At 72.9% G+C, this 14,419-nt stretch carries 13 protein-coding genes and 1 pseudogene; 10 read left to right on the forward strand and 4 right to left on the reverse strand.

Features of this window, described 5'->3' with window-relative positions; translation table 11 throughout:
* Positions 1 to 356: 356 nt before the first annotated feature.
* Positions 357 to 887, reverse strand: a complete 531-nt coding sequence (locus MON03_RS12655; RefSeq protein WP_148286045.1) for a DUF6611 family protein — start codon at positions 885 to 887, stop codon at positions 357 to 359.
* 203 nt (positions 888 to 1,090) lie between these two features.
* Between MON03_RS12655 and MON03_RS12660 the strand changes: the two genes are divergently transcribed.
* From MON03_RS12660 to MON03_RS12700, 9 genes and pseudogenes are all read left to right on the forward strand, one after another.
* Entirely contained in the window at positions 1,091 to 2,119 is a 1,029-nt protein-coding gene (locus MON03_RS12660; protein ID WP_242088730.1) for a LacI family DNA-binding transcriptional regulator, read from the forward strand.
* Positions 2,120 to 2,220: 101 nt separating this feature from the next.
* The gene (locus MON03_RS12665) at positions 2,221 to 3,519 is read left to right on the forward strand and encodes an ABC transporter substrate-binding protein (protein WP_242088732.1); all 1,299 of its coding nucleotides are present in this window, start codon (positions 2,221 to 2,223) and stop codon (positions 3,517 to 3,519) included.
* A gap of 15 nt (positions 3,520 to 3,534) precedes the next feature.
* Complete coding sequence (locus tag MON03_RS12670; RefSeq protein WP_022902465.1) at positions 3,535 to 4,491, forward strand: carbohydrate ABC transporter permease; 957 nt, start codon at positions 3,535 to 3,537, stop codon at positions 4,489 to 4,491.
* The gene (locus MON03_RS12675) at positions 4,488 to 5,432 is read left to right on the forward strand and encodes a carbohydrate ABC transporter permease (RefSeq protein WP_242088734.1); all 945 of its coding nucleotides are present in this window, start codon (positions 4,488 to 4,490) and stop codon (positions 5,430 to 5,432) included. The genes MON03_RS12670 and MON03_RS12675 overlap by 4 nt, the downstream gene beginning before the upstream one ends.
* Positions 5,432 to 6,529: a glycoside hydrolase family protein gene (locus MON03_RS12680; protein WP_175328110.1), complete on the forward strand. Its 1,098-nt coding sequence runs from the start codon at positions 5,432 to 5,434 to the stop codon at positions 6,527 to 6,529. Before MON03_RS12675 ends, MON03_RS12680 begins: the two co-directional genes overlap by 1 nt.
* On the forward strand, positions 6,526 to 7,599 hold the full coding sequence (locus tag MON03_RS12685; RefSeq protein WP_242088736.1) for a glycoside hydrolase family 130 protein: 1,074 nt from the start codon (positions 6,526 to 6,528) through the stop codon (positions 7,597 to 7,599). Before MON03_RS12680 ends, MON03_RS12685 begins: the two co-directional genes overlap by 4 nt.
* Before the next feature lie 50 nt (positions 7,600 to 7,649).
* The gene (locus MON03_RS12690) at positions 7,650 to 9,722 is read left to right on the forward strand and encodes a hypothetical protein (RefSeq protein WP_242088738.1); all 2,073 of its coding nucleotides are present in this window, start codon (positions 7,650 to 7,652) and stop codon (positions 9,720 to 9,722) included.
* A gap of 49 nt (positions 9,723 to 9,771) precedes the next feature.
* Positions 9,772 to 10,068 (forward strand): hypothetical protein, encoded by a 297-nt coding sequence (locus MON03_RS12695; protein WP_022902513.1) that lies wholly within the window; start codon positions 9,772 to 9,774, stop codon positions 10,066 to 10,068.
* Positions 10,065 to 10,457: pseudogene (locus tag MON03_RS12700) on the forward strand (GNAT family N-acetyltransferase); the annotation flags it as partial. The gene MON03_RS12695 and the pseudogene MON03_RS12700, both read left to right, overlap by 4 nt.
* A 115-nt stretch (positions 10,458 to 10,572) precedes the next feature.
* Here the strand turns inward: MON03_RS12700 and MON03_RS12705 are convergent.
* Positions 10,573 to 11,583: an SDR family NAD(P)-dependent oxidoreductase gene (locus MON03_RS12705; protein ID WP_022902516.1), complete on the reverse strand. Its 1,011-nt coding sequence runs from the start codon at positions 11,581 to 11,583 to the stop codon at positions 10,573 to 10,575.
* Between the two features lie 106 nt (positions 11,584 to 11,689).
* On the opposite strand from MON03_RS12705, the gene MON03_RS12710 reads away from it, so the two are divergent.
* Positions 11,690 to 12,535 carry a helix-turn-helix transcriptional regulator gene (locus tag MON03_RS12710; protein ID WP_175328105.1) on the forward strand — a complete coding sequence of 282 codons (846 nt, stop codon included), beginning with the start codon at positions 11,690 to 11,692 and terminating at the stop codon, positions 12,533 to 12,535.
* 4 nt (positions 12,536 to 12,539) lie between these two features.
* Here the strand turns inward: MON03_RS12710 and MON03_RS12715 are convergent, their stop codons facing one another.
* Both MON03_RS12715 and MON03_RS12720 read right to left on the reverse strand, forming a co-directional pair.
* The gene (locus MON03_RS12715) at positions 12,540 to 12,836 is read right to left on the reverse strand and encodes a hypothetical protein (protein ID WP_242088740.1); all 297 of its coding nucleotides are present in this window, start codon (positions 12,834 to 12,836) and stop codon (positions 12,540 to 12,542) included.
* Positions 12,837 to 12,956: 120 nt separating this feature from the next.
* Positions 12,957 to 14,267 carry a PP2C family protein-serine/threonine phosphatase gene (locus MON03_RS12720; protein ID WP_242088742.1) on the reverse strand — a complete coding sequence of 437 codons (1,311 nt, stop codon included), beginning with the start codon at positions 14,265 to 14,267 and terminating at the stop codon, positions 12,957 to 12,959.
* Positions 14,268 to 14,419 lie beyond the last annotated feature (152 nt).

Below are 14,419 nucleotides of genomic sequence, written 5' to 3' on the forward strand. Positions count from 1 at the left end.
GGGTGTGCTGGTCGCGCAGGGACGCGCGGTCGAGACAGAGATGTCGAGCTCCTCGGAGGGGGTCGGGTTCGGGGGCGCAGGACGCGGTGTCGGACGCCCGAGCGGAGGTGCAGGGTGCGTGCTGTGGGGGTGCTGTGGTGCTGCACTCGGTGATGCGTCCTCGACCATTGTGCCTCATGTGTGCCCCGTTCGGGGGGCGTCGACGACTGTTCACCTCCGCGTGCGTGTTCCGGCGAGTACGACCGGGCGCATGACCGGGCCCCACCGGGCGGCGCCCGACCGTCAGTCGTAGCCGAGGACCACCGGGTCGTCGTCGGACGGGTCGGGCGTGCTGCCGACCGCCCCCGGCCCGGCGTTCATGCGCGACCCCGTCGGGGCGTCTCGGGCAGGGAACTCCAGACGTCCGCCCAGAGGAGCTCGAACTCCACCGCGCTGATCGTCCCGGCGAGCGCCGCTCGTTCGTACACCACGAGTGCGTCGAGCGACCCGGCGAGCAAGCGTGCGTCCCCGTGCCCGCGCGGTCGACCGCCGCCGTGGAAGGTGGTCACGGTCAGGGTGCGCACCGAGGGCCGCGTCCGACGGGTCGCGCGCCGCAGGACGAGGAACCCGGAGCCGTACAGCGCGGCGGCCGCCAGGGTACCCCCGAGCGCGGAGCCGTTCAGGGCCGCCATCACGCCGAGGGCGGGGAGCGCGCCGGCCACGCCCCACGCGTGCAGCGCCCGGAGGAGGATCCGCTCGCGGGTGTTCGTGCCCGGTGGGAACACCACGAGCGTGCGGGAGCTCCAGAGGGTCCTGCCGGCGGGGTGGACGATCTCGCGCCCCCAGACGTGGAGGTGGCGGTCCCGGGGTCCGGCGTGCGGGAGGAGCGGCTTCGTGGGCGAGTGCACCGGATCACCGTGCACCCGCGCAGCACGTCGGAGCACCGCCCCTGACGGACTCCTCACGGCCGTCACGGCGATCCTCACGCGTCGCTGATCTCGTGAGCCGGACGTCAGGGGTTGCGGGCGGAACGCGGAGCAGGTATACCTAAACCGGTTCAATGAAACCGGTTCAAACGATCTGGACCAGCACCGCGGCGAGGAGGCCCCCGATGGAACGACGACCCACCATCGTCGACGTCGCGCGGCAGGCCGGGGTGTCCAAGGGCCTCGTGTCCCTCGCGCTGAACGACCGCCCGGGCGTCAACCAGGCCACCAAGGAACGGATCCAGGCCGCCGCCGCCGAGATCGGCTGGCGACCGAACCCGGCCGCCCGCAGCCTGACCAGCCGGCGCGCGTACGCCCTCGGCCTCGTCGTGAAGCGCGACCCGCGGATCATCGAGACGGACCCGTTCTTCGCCGCGTTCATCGCCGGCCTCGAGACGGTCCTGTCCGACCGCGGGCAGGTCCTCGTGCTCAGCGTCGTGCCGGACGCGGGCGCCGAAGAGCGCTCGTACCGCTCCCTCGCCGCCGACGGGCGCGTGGACGGCTTCATCCTCACCGACCTCCTCCGGCACGACCGACGGATCGCACTGCTCGCCGAGCTCGGGGTCCGCGGCGTCACGCTCGGCGAGCCCGACGTCCCGACGACGTTGCCGGCCGTGCGGCGCGAGTACGAGGACGGCATCGACGACCTCGTCCGGTACCTCGCGGGCCTCGGGCACGAGCGGATCGCGCACGTCGCGGGCAACGAGGACATGCTGCACGGCCGTGCCCGACGCGAGCAGTTCGAACGCGTCGCCGCGGCCCTCGGCATCGAGGCGCGGGTGGTCCCGACGGACTTCTCCCCCGAGCAGGGCGCCGACGCCACGCGGACGCTCCTCGCGCTCGACCCGGGCGTCCGTCCGACCGCGATCGTGTACGGCAACGACCCGATGGCGGTCGCGGGCATGGCGGTCGCACAGGGCGCGGGCCTCCGCATCCCGGACGACCTCTCGGTCACCGGGCTCGACGGGTCCCAGATCGGGCAGTACGTCTACCCGGCCCTGACGACCCTCGACAACGACCCGGTCGAGTGGGGGCGCGTCGTCGCGTCCACCCTGCTCGACCTCGTCGACGGGCACGAGCCCGTCGACCGCTCCCTCACCCCCGCGCGGCTCATCGTCCGCGGGTCGACGGGCGCGCCGACACCCCGGCACTGACGCCGGACAGACGAGGACGGCCGAGCGGAGCGCCAGCGCTCCCACCCGTCCAGCACAGCACAGCACAGCACAGCACACCGACCACCGACGAAGGAGTCACCATGCAACGGCGCATGCTCGCCATCGGGACCGCGATCGCCGCGGCCACCGCGCTCGCCCTGACCGGATGCTCCGGCGGGGGCGCCGCGTCGAACAGCGACGCGATGAAGGCCAAGGGCCCGATCACCATCTGGTACTCGAACAACGAGCAGGAGGTCCAGTGGGGCAAGGCCGCCGTCGCCTCGTGGAACAAGGACCACCCCGACCAGCAGGTGAAGGGCCAGGAGGTCCCCGCCGGCAAGAGCACCGAAGAGGTCATCGGCGCGGCGATCACGGCAGGCACCACGCCCTGCCTCGTGTTCAACAACCTGCCCGCCGCGACCGGCCAGTTCCAGAAGCAGGGCGGCCTCGTCGACCTGTCGAAGTTCAGCGGCGCTGACGCCTACATCGAGGCCCGCTCCGGCGACACGGCCGACCAGTACAAGTCGTCCGACGGCGACTTCTACCAGATGCCGTGGAAGTCGAACCCCGTGATGATCTTCTACAACAAGGCGATCTTCGAGAAGGCCGGGCTCGACACCGAGGACCCGAAGCTCAGCACCTACGACGACTTCCTGGCGGCGGCCGCGAAGATCAAGGCCTCGGGCGCCGCGCCGTACGCGATCTACCCGACGCCGACGAGCGAGTTCTTCCAGCCGAACTTCGACTACCTGCCGCTCTACGCCGCCGCGACCGGTGGCAAGGGCATGGCGACGAAGGACGGCACGGCGACGTTCGACACCCAGGCCGGCCGCGACGTCGCCGAGTTCTGGAAGGCCGTCTACGAGAAGGGCTACGCGGGCACCGAGCAGCTGCAGGGCGACGCCTTCGCGACCGGCAAGGCCGCGATGGCGATCGTCGGCCCGTGGGCGATCGCGTCCTACAAGGGCAAGGTCGACTGGGGCAGCGTGCCCGTCCCCACCAAGGACGGCATCTCGGCCGACCAGACCTGGACCTTCCCGGACGCCAAGAACGTCGGCATGTACTCGTCCTGCAAGAACCAGGGCACCGCGTGGGACTTCCTGAAGTACGCCACGAGCAAGGACCAGGACCAGCAGCTTCTCGAGACGACCGGCCAGATGCCGATCCGGAAGGACCTCGCCACGACGTACGCCGACTACTTCAAGGCCAACCCGTCGTACCAGGAGTTCGGTTCGCAGGCGGCCCGCACGGTCGACGACCCGGCCGGCGCGAACACGATCGCCGCGCTCCAGGGCTTCCGTGACTTCTACACGAAGGCCGTCATCTCCGGGCAGGGGGACCTCGACTCGCAGCTGGGGGCCGCGGCGTCGAAGTTCACCCAGCAGATGCAGCAGCAGTAGGACGGGAGGCCCGGCTTGACCACGCAGACCGCGTCACCGACGCGCGGGGTCACGCCGGGCAGCCCGACGGGCGGCGGCCGGAAGCCGCTGCACGTCCGACTGCTCGGCAAGAACCCCCTGGGGTGGCTGTTCAGCGCCCCCTACCTGGTGTTCGTCATCGCGATCTTCGCCTACCCGGTGTGCTTCGCGGTGTACATGTCCTTCAAGGACTACTTCTTCGCCGCCCCCGGCGTGAACGTCGACCGGCCGTGGGTCGGACTGCAGAACTACGTGCAGGTCTTCCAGGACCCGCAGGTGCTGCAGTCGTTCCGGAACGTCGGCGTCTTCCTCGTCATCAACGTGCCCCTGACCGTCGTGCTCGCCCTCGTGCTCGCCTCGGCGCTCAACGGCGCCGTGCGCTGGGGGACGTTCTTCCGGGTGAGCTACTACGTGCCCTACGTCACCGCGAGCGTCGCGGTCGTCGGAGTCTGGCTGTTCCTGTTCAGCCAGGGCGGGGTCGTGAACAGCGTCCTCGGACCGCTCGCGCCGAGCCCGTCGTGGCTCAGCAACCCGGCCCTCGCGATGCCGATGATCGCGGTGTTCGTGACGTGGAAGCAGCTCGGGTTCTACATCCTGCTGTACCTCGCGGCGCTGCAGAACGTACCGAAGGAGCTCTACGAGTCGGCGTCCACCGACGGCGCGGGCAAGATCCGGCAGTTCTTCTCGGTGACCGTCCCCGGCGTCCGGCCCGCGACGGTGCTCGTGCTGCTGCTCAGCACCGTGACGGGCGCGAACCTCTTCACCGAGCCCTACCTGCTCACCGGCGGCGGCGGCCCGAACGGCGCCTCCACCAGCCCCGTGCTGCTCATCTACCAGCAGGGCATCCAGCAGGGCCACCCCGGCTACGCGGCGGCCATCGGCATCGTCCTGATGATCGGCGTCCTGATCATCGCGTTCCTGCAGAACAAGTTCGCAGGTGGGAGGGAATCATGACCCAGGCGACCACCCCCCGGGCCGCAGCCGACCTGACGGCGGCGAGCCGCGCCTCCCGGCAGGACACCCCGAGGCGGCGGCGACCCCGCCGCCTGGACGGACAGCAGCTGAGCCGGGGCCAGGCGGCCCTGCGGTTCGTCGTGCTGCTCGCCGGCGCGCTGCTCTTCCTGTTCCCGTTCTGGTACATGGTGATCGGCTCGCTCCAGCGCGAGCCGGACACCTCCGTCGCCGGGGCGTTCCCGAACCCGGCGAACATCGACCTGCACAACTACGCGCAGATCGACTCCCGGGTCGACCTGCTGCAGGGGCTCGTGAACTCCGGCGTCTTCACCGCCGGGGTCGTGCTCTGCACCGTCGTGTTCGGCGTCCTCGCCGGGTACGCGCTGTCCGTGCTCCAGTGGAAGGGGCGTGGGACGACGTTCGCGCTCGCCCTGCTCGTGCAGGTCGTGCCGTTCCAGCTGCTCATGATCCCGCTGTACGTCCTCATCGCCCGCGACTACGGCCTGAGCGACAACTACCTCGGCATGATCCTGCCGTTCGCGATCAACTCCGCCGCGGTGGTGATCTTCCGGCAGTACTTCCTGCAGGTGCCGCAGGAGATCTTCGACGCCGCCCGCATCGACGGCGCCGGGGAGCTCCGTGTGCTCTGGAGCGTCGCGCTCCCCCTCATCCGACCGGCGCTCGTCACCGTCGTGCTGGTCACGTTCATCGGGCCGTGGAACGAGTTCCTCTGGCCGTTCCTCATCACGAAGGAAGCCTCCATGCAACCGCTCGCCGTCTCCCTGGCGAACTACATCTCGAACGTCGCGTCCTCGACCGCGAACCCGTACGGCGCGATCCTCGCCGGCGCGGTCGTGCTCGCGGCCCCCGTCGTCGTGCTGTTCATCGTGTTCCAGCGGTGGTTCATCGCGACCGACATCGGATCGGGGGTGAAGGGCTGATGCCGGCACTCACCACCGACCTCCTCGCCGACGAGTACCAGCGCGCCCTGCAGCACACGAACGCGCTGACCGACCGCATCTCGACCGACGACTTCTCGGCACACTACGACGACCCACCCGCGTGGATGGTCGGCCCGTTCCGCCGGGACCCGTCGCTCACCTTCACGGCACCCGGGTGGACCGACCCGACGGGCATCGGCTGGACCGCGTCCTCGGTCTTCAACCCCACCCTCGCGGTCGCGCCCGACGAGCGTGGCACGGTGGTCGCGGTGGACCCCGCGACCGGCCTGGAGGCACGACACGCCCTCCACCTCGTCTACCGGGCGTCCCCGGTGAAGGAGTCGACGTCGTCCCGGGTCGGGCACGCGGTCCTGACCGCGGACGGCTGGGTCGACGACGGCGCGCCGATCCTCTGGCCGACGGAGTCGAACGAGGGCCTCGGCGTCGAGGACCCGAAGCTCTACCGCGCCGAAGGGCGCTGGTGGTGCTACTACAACGCGATCTGGGACACGCGGGGCAGCGACCTCCGCGAGACGTACCCGGACGCGGGCGACGTCGGGTGCGACATCGCCCTGGCGGTCTCCGACGACCTCGTGCACTGGGAGAAGACCGGCATCGTCGTGCCGTACGAGGTCTCGCACCTGTGGGCGAAGGGCGCGGTGATCCCGCGGGACGACGCCGGCAACGCGGTCCGGATCGGCGGCGAGTACCTCATGTACGTGTCCGAGGGGTGCGGCGGGAAGCTCACCGTCGGGCACTCGGACGACATGCTGCACTGGACCTTCACGCACGAGGACTACCTCGACGTCAGCACCCTCGGGCAGCACGTGCACGAGGTCGCCTGCGCCGTGGTCGACGGCGACCGGCTCGTCCTCGACTTCTTCCTCGCCGACCACGACGGGGCGTTCGCAGCCGGGCAGGCGCTCTACGCGGTCGACGCCCCCTTCACGCAGCGCGACGTGCACGCCGGCGGGTCGCTCGCGTGGGGTGGGCTCCTGCGCTGGCCGACGCCGGACGGTCCACGGGTCTTCGCGCAGGGGTGGGACGCCCCGCGCGGCAGTCGCGAGCTGTACCTGTACCAGGAGGTGCCGGCATGACCAGGGTCGTGCCCGCGGCGGAGTTCCCGTACCTGCTCGAACGGGTCGGCCTCGTCATGGAGCCGCTGGCCGACGGGCCGCTCGAGGCCGAGGGCGTCCTCAACCCGGGCAGCGGACGCGGCCCGGACGGGGAGCTCTACCTCCTCCCACGGCTCGTGGCCGACGGCAACGTCTCGCGGATCGGCATCGCCCGGGTCCTCGTCGAGGACGGGGTCCCGACCGGCGTCGAACGACAGGGTGTCGTGCTCGAGCCCGAGCGCTCGTGGGAGATCGGCGCGGTGAACGCCGGCGTCGAGGACCCCCGGACGACCTGGATCCCCGCGCTCGGCCTCCACGTGATGACCTACGTGGCCTACGGGCCGCTCGGCCCGCACACCGCGGTCGCCGTGTCGGATGACCTCCGCTCGTGGCGGCGGCTCGGGCCCGTGCGGTTCGCCTACGACGACGCGCTCGACGTCGACCTGGCGATGTACTTCAACAAGGACTGCGTGTTCCTGCCGGAGCCCGTCACGGCGCCGGACGGGACCGAGAGCCTGGCGGTGCTCCACCGGCCGGGCTGGGACCTGTCCGAGATCCGGCCGTCCGAGGGGCTCCACGCGCCGGGCTGGGTCGAGGACACCCGGCCGTCGATCTGGATCTCCTTCGTGCCGCTCGACCGGGTGCGCGAGGACGTCGGGGCACTCGCCGAGTGGCGCGGGCACCGGGTCCTCGCCGCCCCTGCCGCCCCGTGGGAGGAGCTGAAGATCGGCGCCGGCCCGGCGCCGATCCGGGTGCCCGAGGGCTGGCTGCTCCTGCACCACGGCGTCACCGGCGAACTCGTCGGGTCGCTCGCACAGCAGCAGAACGTGAACTACGCCGCCGGGGGCATGCTCCTCGACGCCGACCGTCCGTGGGAGGTGCTCGTCCGGACGGGCGAGCCCCTGATGACCGCGGACACCGACGACGAGCGCTCAGGCATCGTGCCGAACGTCGTGTTCCCCACCGCCGTCGAGGAGATCGACGGCGTCCACCACGTCTTCTACGGCATGGCGGACTCCAAGATCGGCGTCGCACGACTCGTGCGGCGCTGATCGCCCAACCCCTGTGACGAACCCACTCATCCCGAGAACGAGGAGATGCAATGGTGCATCGCACCCTCCTGGCCGCGCTCGTCGCGGCCACCACCGCCGCGACGACCCTCGTCGCCGCCCCGGCCCAGGCGACCACGTCGACCACCGCAGCCGGCACGTCGGGCGCGAGCAGTGCCTCCCGGCCGGTCACGAACCTCGACCACCTCGACTTCCTGCTCGACGACGTCCCACTGCCGGAGGTCCCCGGACACAGCACGTACCAGCAGGCGAGCGACCCGACGGCCACCGCACCCTGGGTCTACGCCGACCGGAACGCGGACGGGACCTACCGCCGGGTCGGCGGTGGCACGCTCGATCCCGCGACCGGCCACTGGGGTCAGGGGGCGTTCGACGCGGACGACATCAGCCGCGCGGCCGTCGTCTACGTCCGCGACTGGCAGCAGAACGGGACCGCGTCGAGTCGCGAGCACGCGCGGGAGCTCCTGCGCTCGCTCACCTACCTGCAGACGGACAGCGGGCCGGACGCCGGCAACGTCGTCCTCTGGCAGCAGACCGACGGCACCCTCAACACCAGCCCGACACCGCCGGACTCCCCGGACCCGTCGGACTCCGCCGACTCGTTCTGGGTCGGCCGCACCGTCTGGGCCCTCGGTGAGGCGTACCCGGCGTTCCGCCACGCCGACCCCGGCTTCGCACGGTTCCTGCAGGGCCGTCTGCGCCTGTCGCTCGACGCCCTCGAACGGCAGTCACTCGCGTCGTACGGCCGCTACGACACCGTGAACGGGTCGCGCGTGCCGTCGTGGCTCATCGCCGACTCGACGAGCGCCACCGCGGAGGCCGTGCTCGGGCTGAGCGCCTACGTGCGCGCCGTGCCCGGCGACCGGCAGGCACGGACCGTGCTCGAGCGGGAGACGACCGGCATCGCGGCGATGCAGCGCGGTGACACGACCACGTGGCCGTTCGGGGCCGTCCTGCCGTCCGCGACGTCGCAGTCGACCTGGAACGCCTGGGGCGGGATGGCACCGGCGGCGCTGGCCTCGGCCGGTTCCGTGCTCCACCGCGGGGACTGGCAGCGGGACGCCCGCCGCGAGACCGCGCAGTTCGCCGCCGAGGTGCTCGCCTCGGGCGGCCCCGACAACGGGTGGACGCCGACGCCGTTCGACCGCACGCAGATCGCGTACGGCGCGGACTCGCTCGTGCAGTCGTTCCTCGCGGTCGGCGGAGCGGGGCAGGACCGCCTCGCCGCGATCGCCGCGGGCTGGTACTTCGGCGCGAACCCGGCGGGCGTCCCCGTGTACGACCGGACGACCGGCGCGTGCGTCGACGGGATCGCGGCGGACGGCACGGTGAACCGGGGCTGCGGCGCGGAGTCGTCGATCCACACCGCGCTGTCGATGCTCGCGCTCGACGCCCACCCGGCGGTCCGCACCTCGGCCGAGACCACGACGTCCCGGACCGACGTCGACGGCATCACGACCGTCGAGGCCGAGGGTGGGGCGCTGACCGGAGACGCTGCGGTCGTGCGGCCCGACGCCGCGTGGACCGGCTCGGCGAACTGGTCGGGCTCGGCGTACGTGCACGCTCCGGCGGGGTCGTCCGTGACGATCACGATCCCGGCGCTGCGTCAGGACACGCTGCTGTACCCGGTGGTGTCCGAGGCCTCCGGTCCGGCGGGCCGCACGGACTGGACCGTGCGGGGAGCGGACGGCCGGACCCGGTCGCTCGGCTCCACCCCGAACGGCGGCGCAGGGGCGCAGGGCACCGCGCCGACCCCGTCGTTCCTGCACCCGCTCACGCTCGCGCGCACCGCTCCCGCGGGCACGACGACGATCACGGCGACCGTCCGCGGCGGGACGGCCGACCTCGACGCGGTGCTCCTCCGCCCGGTGGTGTCACACCTGGGGCTGGGGTCGGGTGCCGACAGCGCGGCCGGTGCGTCGCCGTCGGACCTCTTCGTGAACGGGACGACGTCGGTGCGCTCGACGACGGCGACGTTCGCGCAGCGCACCACGGTGTCGGTGTACGACCGCACCGGGCGGCTCATGCGGACCGTGCACGTCGGGTCCGGGGTCCAGCGGGTGCCGCTCGCTCCGGGTGGCTCCACCGTGGCCGCTCCGCGCTGAACCGTCCCGCTCCTCGTGCCGTGCGCGCGTGTCCCGCTACCGTTGGGGCATGCGCGCACGGCTCCGTCACCACGCACCCGCCCTCGTGCTGCTGCTGCTCGCCGGCGTCGCGGTCGTGGTCGCGGTGCTCGCGGAGGCGCTGGCGTGGCCCGTCGCTCCGGCCTTCCCCGCCCTGCACAGCGGCGACTACTCGTACGTCGTCGGGCGGGGCGGCTTCCGGACCGCCCTCGCCGCACGGGCGATCGCGTGGGCGGCCGCCGCGCTCGTCGTCCCGTTGCTCGTCGCGGCACTGCTGGCCGTGGTCGTCCGCGGGCGACGCTCCGGAGGACGGGCCGCGCGGCCGTGATCGTCCTCCGCCCGTGGCTCCCCGGGGACGCGGACGCCCTGGTCGCCGCACGCGCCGGCTCCGACGACCTGGCGACGCAGTTCGAGCCGCTGCCCCACACCGCCGCCGCACGACGGTTCATCACATCGGCGCTGACGTCCGAGCCCGGACGACGACACTGGGCGGTCGTCCTGGACGGCACCGCCGTGGGCAACGTCGGGCTCACCGCCGTCGACCGCCGCCACGACTCGGCGTGGGTGTCGTACTGGCTCGCTCGTGACGCGCGCGGGCGCGGTCTCGCGACGCGAGCGGTCGCCACCGTCGCCGAGCGGGCCTTCGCCGACGGACTGTTCCGGCTCGAGCTCGGGCACCGGGTGAACAACCCCGCCTCCTGCCGGGTGGCGACGACAGCGGGGTTCCGGGCCGAGGGGGTCGAGCGGGCGAAGCTGCGCTACGGGTCCGAGCGGTTCGACGTCGAGACGCACGCCCGGCTGGCGACGGACCCGACGCCCGAGGTCGAGCTGCTCAGGCGAACCGCGCCCCGGTCAGCCGGAGCGACTCGTCCCAGACCCGTGCCGCCTCGTCGCGGTCGGACATCGTCGGCCACGGATCGACCCACCCCGCGGGGCCGCCGACGCCGAGTCGCCAGGTCGGCGCGGCGAAGCGACCAGCCGCCGCCGGGTCGGTCGCGGCGAGGAGCGCCGGGTACGCCGCGGTCTCGGGTGTGCCGACGACCCAGCCCCGGGCGGAGAGCCAGCGGATGAGCCGGACCGATGCGGTGTCGGTGCTCCGCCCCATCTCCGGGCGCGCTGCGAGCAGGCTCGTCGGGGCGACGCCCGGATGGCTGACGGCCGTGGTGATCCCCCACCCCGCGGCCGCGCTCCGACGTCCGAGTTCGGCCGCGAAGAGCGCCGGTGCGATCTTCGACTGCCCGTACGCCCGCATCCCGTCGTAGGAGCGCTCGGACTGCAGGTCGTCCCAGAGCATCCGAGCTCGGCGCGCGGCGATGCTCGTCTGCACCACGACGCGAGCGCCCACGTCGCGGCCGCCCGCGCCGCGGCCGCCCGCGCCGTTGCCGCCCGCGCCGTTGCCGCCCGCATCCCGGTCACCGCCGGCGCGCAGCAGGGGCAACAGCGACGCGACGAGTGCCACGTGGCCGAGGTGGTTCGTCCCGAACTGCAGCTCGAAGCCGTCGGCCGTGGTCTGCCGTTCGGGCGGGGTCATCACGCCGGCGTTCGCCACGAGGACGTCGATCGGACGGCCGTCCCGCGTCAGCCGCTCGCCCAGCGCGGCGACGGACTCGAGCGAGGACAGGTCGAGTGACTCGGCCTCGAGCCGTGCTCCCGGGTGCTCGGCCCGGATGCGGTCCTGCACCGCCGCGACCTTCCCCGCGTTCCGGGCCGGCATGACGACCTCGGCGCCGGCCGCGGCGAGGTGCGCGGCGATCCGGACGCCGATGCCGTCGCTCGCGCCGGTGACGAGGGCTCGGCGCCCGGTCAGGTCCGGGATGGTCGGTGGATCGATGGTGCGTGGCATGGTGTGTCCTCCGTGGTCGGTGGCCCCAGCCTGGTCGGGTGCCCGTCGCGCATCCACGGCCTGACGATCCGTGGCTGGGAGGTGCGCGGTGCGAGAGGATCGGCGCATGATCGACCGAGCCGGACTGGCGGACTTCCTCCGCGGCCGCCGTGCCGCACTCCAGCCGGAGGACGTCGGGCTCCCCCGGGGTGTCCGTCGACGGACCACCGGACTCCGCCGCGAGGAGGCGGCGCTCCTCAGCAACATGTCGGCCGACTACTACGCACGGCTGGAGCGCGAGCGCGGCCCGCAGCCGTCCGACCAGATGCTGGCGTCGATCGCGCAGGGCCTCCGGCTGTCGCTCGACGAACGCGACCACCTCTTCCGCCTCGCCGGACACGAGCCGCCGACGCGGGGCGCCGGCTCCGACCACGTCGGGCCGGGCATCATGCGGATCCTCGACCGGCTCGTGGACACCCCGGCCGAGATCGTCACGGAACTCGGTGAGACGCTCCGGCAGACCCCGCTCGCCGCTGCACTGGTCGGCGACGCGTCGGTGCGCACGGGGCACGCGCGGAGCATCGGGTACCGCTGGTTCACGGACCCGGCCGCCCGGGCGCTGCACCCCGTGGAGGAGCACGCGTTCCTCTCGCGGATGTACACGTCGGGCCTCCGCCACGTCCTCGCGTTGCGCGGCCCCGGGTCCCGGGCTGCCGTCCTCGCCGAGGACCTGCTCGCCCGCAGCGAGGAGTTCCGCGAGCTGTGGGCACGGCACGAGGTCGGAGTCCGTCCCGCCGAGGAGAAGCACTACGTCCACCCCGAGGTCGGGCCGCTCACCCTGCAGTGCCAGGTGTTGCAGGACACCGACCGCGCGCAGCACCTGCTCGTCTACACGGCCGAGCCCGGCAGCGAGAGCGCCGACCGGCTCCGACTCCTGGCGGTGATCGGGACGACCGCAGCGCCGCCCGCCTGAGACGTCAGCGTCGGAGGAACGCCCCGGCGACGAGGCGGAGCAGCAGCGCGACCCCGCCGAGCACACCGACGCCGGTCGCCACGACGACCAGGACCACGAAGCGAGCCAGCGCCTGCACCTCGGTCTCGTCCGCGCCCGCCGTGACCTGGGCCGCGAACGCGTACACGACGAGCGCGACGACGAGCAGGACCACCCCGGTCCACGTCGCGAACCGGACCGCGATCGGCTGCCGCAGCGCGTCGCTCGGCACGGCCGCTCGTGCGGTCGCCCCCTCGGTCTCCCAGTCGGCCGGACTCGTCATGGCTCCCCCTCCGTCGTCACGATCCTAGGGGTCGTCAGCGCGGGCCGGGAGGCACGGCTCGCGACCGCCGGGACCCCGCGGCCCGGGCAGGTGGTCACCGCAGGTGGTCACTCCGGACCGTCACGCCGGCCGGGGCTCGCCCCAGGTCACCGCGACGACCGTCACGTCGTCCGCGCGGTCACCGGCCTCGGCGAGCGCCGTGACGTCCGCGACGATCCGGTCGATGTCGTCCCGTTCGTCGACGAACGCCTGCCACCGGTCGAGGGAGGCGAGGTCGCCGCCGAACAGGTCGAGGACGCCGTCACTGACGCTGACCACGCTGTCACCGGGTTGCAGGTCGGACTCGACGCTCGTCCAGCCCGTCCCGACGCCGAGGGGCAGGTACCCGGAGCGGAGGAACTCGCTCCCGCCGGCGACACGGCGCACGAGGGTCAGTCCGTGACCGGCGTCGACCCAGCGCAGCGTCCCGTCCACGCTGATCCGGCCGTGGAAGCACGTGGTGAACTGCGCGCTCACCATGTCGACCGAACCGGTGCTGAGGCCCGCGGAGGTCAACCGGAACGCCAGCGCGGGATCCGGCTCCTCCAGGCTGCTGCGGATGACGGCGCGGACGGCTGCGGCGATCATGCCGGCGCCGACGCCCTTGCCCATCACGTCGCCGAGCGTGAAGCCGACGCCGCCGTCCGGCGTCGGGTACCAGTCGTAGAAGTCGCCGCCGACCGTGCGGGCGGGGACGCACGTGCCCGCGACGCGGACCGCGGGCGGGAGGCCGCGGCCGTCGACCGGCTGGAGCGACCGCTGGACGATCGCGGCCTGGGTGACCTCGGCCTCGGCGACCCGGCGCGAGCGCTGCGCGACGGTGAGCTGCTGCAGGGACCGGCGTGAGAGCTCGTTGACGACGGCCGCGGCCGCGCCGAAGGTGACGACCACGATCACGAGTCGCACGGCCTCGCTCGCGGGGAACACCCGCCCCGGGGCGAGGAGCAGGGGCAGGAGGAGCGTGAGGACCGTGCCCGCCAGTGGGACGAGCACGCGCCAGCGCCCGTGACCGGCAGCGATCCAGATCACCGGGAGGATGATGATCGCCAGGAACACCGACCGCGACTCGCCGGTGCCGAATCGCAGGAGCCCGACCGCCACGAAGTCGAGCAGCGGGATGACGATCTCGGCGCGGACCAGCCGGCTCGTCCTCACCATCAGGGCGGCGAACGCGAGCAGCACGACCGCGAGGCCGGCACCGGTCCACATCGCCACCGCGTCGGTGATCGTCAGCCAGACGGGGAGGAGGCTGCTGGCAGCGGCGGCGCCGACGATCAGGGCGGCGACCAGGGCCTGCTTCGCGAGCGGCTCCCATCCAGCACGGAGGCCGGACAGCACGATCGGGCCGGTGTCCGTGGCCCGGACGGTCCGACGGGGTGGTGCCTGCGTCAATCCCGCTCCTGTCCACGGCCGCCCCGGTGACGAGCGGCGATCCCTCGGACCACCGTACCCAACCCACACGTGTCGGGCGCGCGCGTCGCCTGCGGAGGTCCCGTGACCGCGGTGGACGCCCGCCGCACCGGGCCGCCGCCGGTCCGACGGAG

Source organism: Curtobacterium sp. DN_7.5 (assembly GCF_022655355.1).
GTDB lineage: Bacteria > Actinomycetota > Actinomycetes > Actinomycetales > Microbacteriaceae > Curtobacterium > Curtobacterium luteum.